Annotated in this window: 3 protein-coding genes; 2 read left to right on the forward strand and 1 reads right to left on the reverse strand. The window is 69.8% G+C overall.

Annotation, left to right across the window (positions count from 1 at the left end; translation table 11 throughout):
- The coding region (locus tag VFZ20_RS16625; RefSeq protein WP_329685034.1) for a hypothetical protein at window positions 1-237 on the reverse strand (237 nt) is incomplete at its 3' end.
- 454 nt (window positions 238-691) lie between these two features.
- On the opposite strand from VFZ20_RS16625, the gene VFZ20_RS16630 reads away from it, so the two are divergent.
- Both VFZ20_RS16630 and VFZ20_RS16635 read left to right on the forward strand, forming a co-directional pair.
- A complete protein-coding gene (locus VFZ20_RS16630; RefSeq protein WP_329685035.1) occupies window positions 692-2,659 on the forward strand; it encodes a HAMP domain-containing methyl-accepting chemotaxis protein in 1,968 nt (655 codons plus the stop codon).
- A 564-nt stretch (window positions 2,660-3,223) separates the two neighbouring features.
- Window positions 3,224-4,384, forward strand: a 1,161-nt coding sequence (locus tag VFZ20_RS16635; RefSeq protein WP_329685036.1) for an MCP four helix bundle domain-containing protein, incomplete at its 3' end; no start/stop codon positions are given.

Below are 4,384 nucleotides of genomic sequence, written 5' to 3' on the forward strand. Positions count from 1 at the left end.
TCCCGAAAGCTCGTACACGGTCACGGCGCCGCTGTACGCCGGATGGTCGATCTGCCGGCGCTGCACCACGCGGGGATCGAAGCGGATCTCCCCCGCCGGAACGCCGTCGCTGTCCCTCAATACTTGAATCATGTGCGACACCGCCGCGGCGATGACAACCGCCTCGTCGCCCGGTGCCGCCTGCGCGTGCGACGGTTCGGAAAAGGCGAGAACCGCGCACGCGCCCAGGACCGACATCCTCCGTGCATGCATTCCTGCGCTCCTGCGTGTGGACGACGGGATTACGCGGACGGCGCCAGGCCGTTCCGTGCGTGGCGCTCACGGCTGCGGAAACCCGCAGCTTGCCATCTGACCGGGAAGATTCGTAGATGTCGCATTTTGTCCTTCTCTCAATCCGTGATCGAATCCAAAAGGCGAATCGCGCGTGTCGCTGATCGTTCTCCGTCCCGTGCCTGCTTCGCTTCCCGGCCTACCGTGAATCCAGGATTCAATTGCGCAAAGGGAGCGTATGTTAGGCGCATTCCGCTCCCATCACAACTCCTTCGTTCTGCTCTCCCTTTCCGTCCTCTTTAGAGCGCGGGGCTCAAGCGGCTCGGTACGGTGGCCGACACTTGTCCGGTGAAGGCCGCAGCCGTCCGGCGCGCGGCCCGGCCCGGCGTTCCCGGGCAGCCACCCGACCCCGGGCATCGCGATGTTTTCCTGGTTCAACGACCTGAAGATCCGCGCCAAGCTGCTGGCCGGCTTCGCCACGGTCCTCGTCCTCGCCGTGGCCGTGGGGCTGCTGGCCGTGCGCGCCCAGTCGCGCGTGGCCCGGGCGGACCTCTTTCTCTACGAGAACAGCGCCATCAGCCTGCAGCACACGGGGCAGATCGAGAGCCGCTTTCAGCAGCTGCGCATCAACCTGTTCAAGCTGGCCGTGGTGCAGCCCAAGGACACGGCGTACGTCAACAAGCGCCTGCACGTACAGTCCACCGCCATGGACTCGCTGCTGGCCGAGTACGCCCGCATCATGGACTTCCCGGAAGATTCGGCCCTGTACCGCGACGTCGTCGCCACGCGCGCGCAGTTCTACGCCGCGCGCGACACGCTGCAGCAGATGTTCGCGGACGGGCGCAAGGACGCGGCGGTGGCGTACCTCTTTGGCCCCGCGCAGACGCTGGCGGACGGCATGGAGGACGCCATCGGCGCCCTGACGGAGTACAACGCCCGCACGGCCAGGGAGACGGTGGAGGCCAACCAGGCCATGGCGTCGTCGTCGCGGCACGTGACGCTGCTGCTGCTGGCGGCCGCGGTGATCGTGGGGCTGGGCATTGCGTGGTACGTGTCGCGGGCCATGACACGGGCCATCCACGCGGTGGCCGACGGCGCGGAGCGGGTGCGCGGCGTGGCCCTGGCCGGCCTGGCCACCATGGCCGACGCCATGGCGCGGGGCGACCTGGAGACGCAGGTGCGGACGCACCTGGAGCCCCTGCCCGTGACCTCGCGCGACGAGCTGGGCCAGCTGACCGGCACCGTGAACGCCATGATCGCGCAGGCCGGCGCCGCCGTGGCGTCGTTCCAGGCGGCGCGCGGCACCCTGCGCGGGGTGGTGGACGAGACGGGCGGGCTGGTGCGCGCCGCCAGCGAGGGCCGGCTGCAGGAGCGCGGCCGCGCGGAGGCCTACCACGGCTCGTACCGCGCGCTGGTGGAGGGCGTGAACCACACGCTGGACGCCGTCGTGGCGCCCGTGAACGAGGCGTCCGCGGTGCTGCGGCGCCTGGCGGACGGCGACTTCACGGCGCGCGTGGCCGGCGCGTACCACGGAGACTACGCCGTCATCAAGGACAGCGTGAACCGCATGGCCGACAGCGTGCGCGATGCCCTGGCCCGCATCCGCGGCGCGTCGGGCACGGTGGCGCAGACTTCGACGCAGATCCGCACGGCCAGCCACGCGCTCTCGTCCGCGGCGGAGGAGACGAGCCGGCAGTCGCAGGCGGTGAGCGCCGCGAGCGAGCAGGCGGGGGTGAACGTGCAGACGGTGGCCGTGGCGGCGGAGGAGATGTCCAGCAGCATCCGCGAGATCAGCCGTCAGCTGCAGGAGGCGCTGCGCGTGGCCGGCGAGGCGACCCGTCAGGCCGAGCAGACCGTGCGGATGATGGATGCCCTGGGCGCGTCGTCGGAGGAGATCGGCGAGGTGGTGAAGGTCATCACCTCGATCGCCCAGCAGACGAACCTGCTGGCCCTGAACGCGACGATCGAGGCAGCCCGCGCCGGCGAGGCGGGCAAGGGCTTCGCGGTGGTGGCCAACGAGGTGAAGCAGCTCGCCAGCCAGACGGCGAAGGCGACGGAGGAGATCGCGCAAAAGATCCGCGGCGTGCAGGACAGCACGGGCGTGGCCGTGGGCGGGATCAGCGAGATCAACAAGATCATCCAGCAGATCAACGACGTGTCCACGACCATCGCCGGCGCGGTGGAGGAGCAGAGCGCGGCCACGGGCGAGATCGCGCGCAACGTGAACCAGGCGGCCAAGGGCACCGAGGAAGTGAGCCGCAGCATCGTCAGCGTGAGCGCGGCGGCGACGCAGACGGCCGGCGGCGCGGCGCAGTCCCTCAGCGCGAGCGACCAGCTGGCGGGCGTGGCGACGGAGCTGGAGAGCCTGGTGGGCGCGTTCCGCATCTAAAACAACAGATTTCTCACGCAGAGGGAGCAGGGGCAGCAGAGGGTTTCATCGCGTGATGAAGTACTCTGCGCCTCCGCGGCTCTGCGTGAGAATGCAGTAAAAGCGGTTGATGACGAGAGGCCGGTCCCGGTGCACGGGGCCGGCCTTTCGCGCGGAACCACCTCTGCTGCCCCTGCTCCCTCTGCGTGAAAAGTCTTTTGTCGGTTCCCGTCCGGGAACGCCGCCCCTCCACGCGACCAGATCGGAGAAACCCGTGACAACAAAGAAAACGGCTTCCGCGGCGGGGAAACGCCGCGCGAGAAAAGCGAGATCTCCGCACTGAGCGATGTTCATCATCCGCATGACGTTGCACGGCGCGAACCTGCGTGAAAGCGGCCACGCGCGGACCGGCGGTGATCCGGCGTGAGAGCAATGGCCCGTCCGGAGCGTGTCGCAGATCGGGAACGGGCCACCCGGTAAACTCGAGGCGTGGCGCGCCGAAAATCACCCATTGATCCGCGCCGCCTGTGGCCGCGGGGTCCCGGACCGCGTGCGGTCGACATCCTTTCGCTCCTGACTTTTCCCATGCTCACCTGGTTCAACGATCTGAAGATCCGCGCCAAGCTGCTGGTCGGCTTTGGCGTCGTGGCGCTCGCCACCGTCCTGGTGGGCGTGGCTTCCATCCGCACGGTTTCGCGCATGGCGGCGGCGGACGAGCAGCTGTACGCGCAGAACACGCGTGGCGTGGCGATCGCCACCGAGATCAAGGCCCGCTTCCAGGAGGTGCGCGTGAACCTCTTCAAGTTCGGCGGGAGCGCCACCGCCGAGTCCGACGCCAGGGTCGCCGAGCGGCTGCGCGTGCACACCGTGGCCGTGGACTCGCTCCTGGACGCGTACCGCGGCACGCTGGTCTCTGCCCAGGACACGGCGCTCTACACCGAGGCGAAGGAGAAGATCAACGCGTTCAAGCCCATCGCGGAACGCGTGTCGACGCTGTACCGCGCGGGCAGCGACGAGGCCGCCTACGCGCTGCTGATGGGTGACGGCGCCGCCGCCTCCGACGGGGTGGAAGAGGCGCTGGTCACGCTGGACGAGTTCAACGACAGCGCCGCGCGCGCCACCTCGCAGGCCAACGCCGCGCTGGCGGCCAGCGCGCGGCGGTTCATCGCGGGGCTGCTGCTGGCATCCGTGGCGGCCGCGCTGCTCATCGGCTGGGCCATTTCGGGGCGGGTGTCGCGCGCCGTGGAGCGCGTGGCCCGCACGACGGAAAGCCTGCGCGCCATCTGCGTCACCAACCTGGGCCTGGCTACCCGCGCCATGGCCGTGGGCGACCTGGACCGCCAGATCCCCACCGGCACCACGCTGCTGGAGGTGGACAGCAAGGACGAGCTGGGGCAGCTGGCGGACACCGTGAACGGGATGATCCGCGAGACGCAGGCGACGGTGGCCGCGTTCGACAGCGCCCGCGACACCCTGCGCGGCGTGGTGGTGGAGACCAACGGGCTGGTGCAGGCGGCCAGCGAGGGCCGGCTGGGCGAGCGCGGCCGGGCGGATGTTTACCAGGGCTCGTACCGCGCGCTGGTGGACGGCGTGAACCGCACGCTGGACGCCGTGGTGGCGCCCGTGAACGAGTCGTCGGCGGTGCTGCGGCGCCTGGCGGACGGCGACTTCACGGCGCGGGTGAACGGCGAGTACCGCGGCGACTACGCCGTCATCAAGGACAGCGTGAACCGCATGGCCGACAGC

This window comes from Longimicrobium sp. (assembly GCF_036280135.1).
Classification (GTDB): domain Bacteria; phylum Gemmatimonadota; class Gemmatimonadetes; order Longimicrobiales; family Longimicrobiaceae; genus Longimicrobium.

Bases quoted from the DNA above. Each gene is read 5' to 3' on its own strand.
- VFZ20_RS16630 (WP_329685035.1), top strand. From the start codon at position 692: ATGTTTTCCTGGTTCAACGACCTGAAGATCCGCGCCAAGCTGCTGGCC.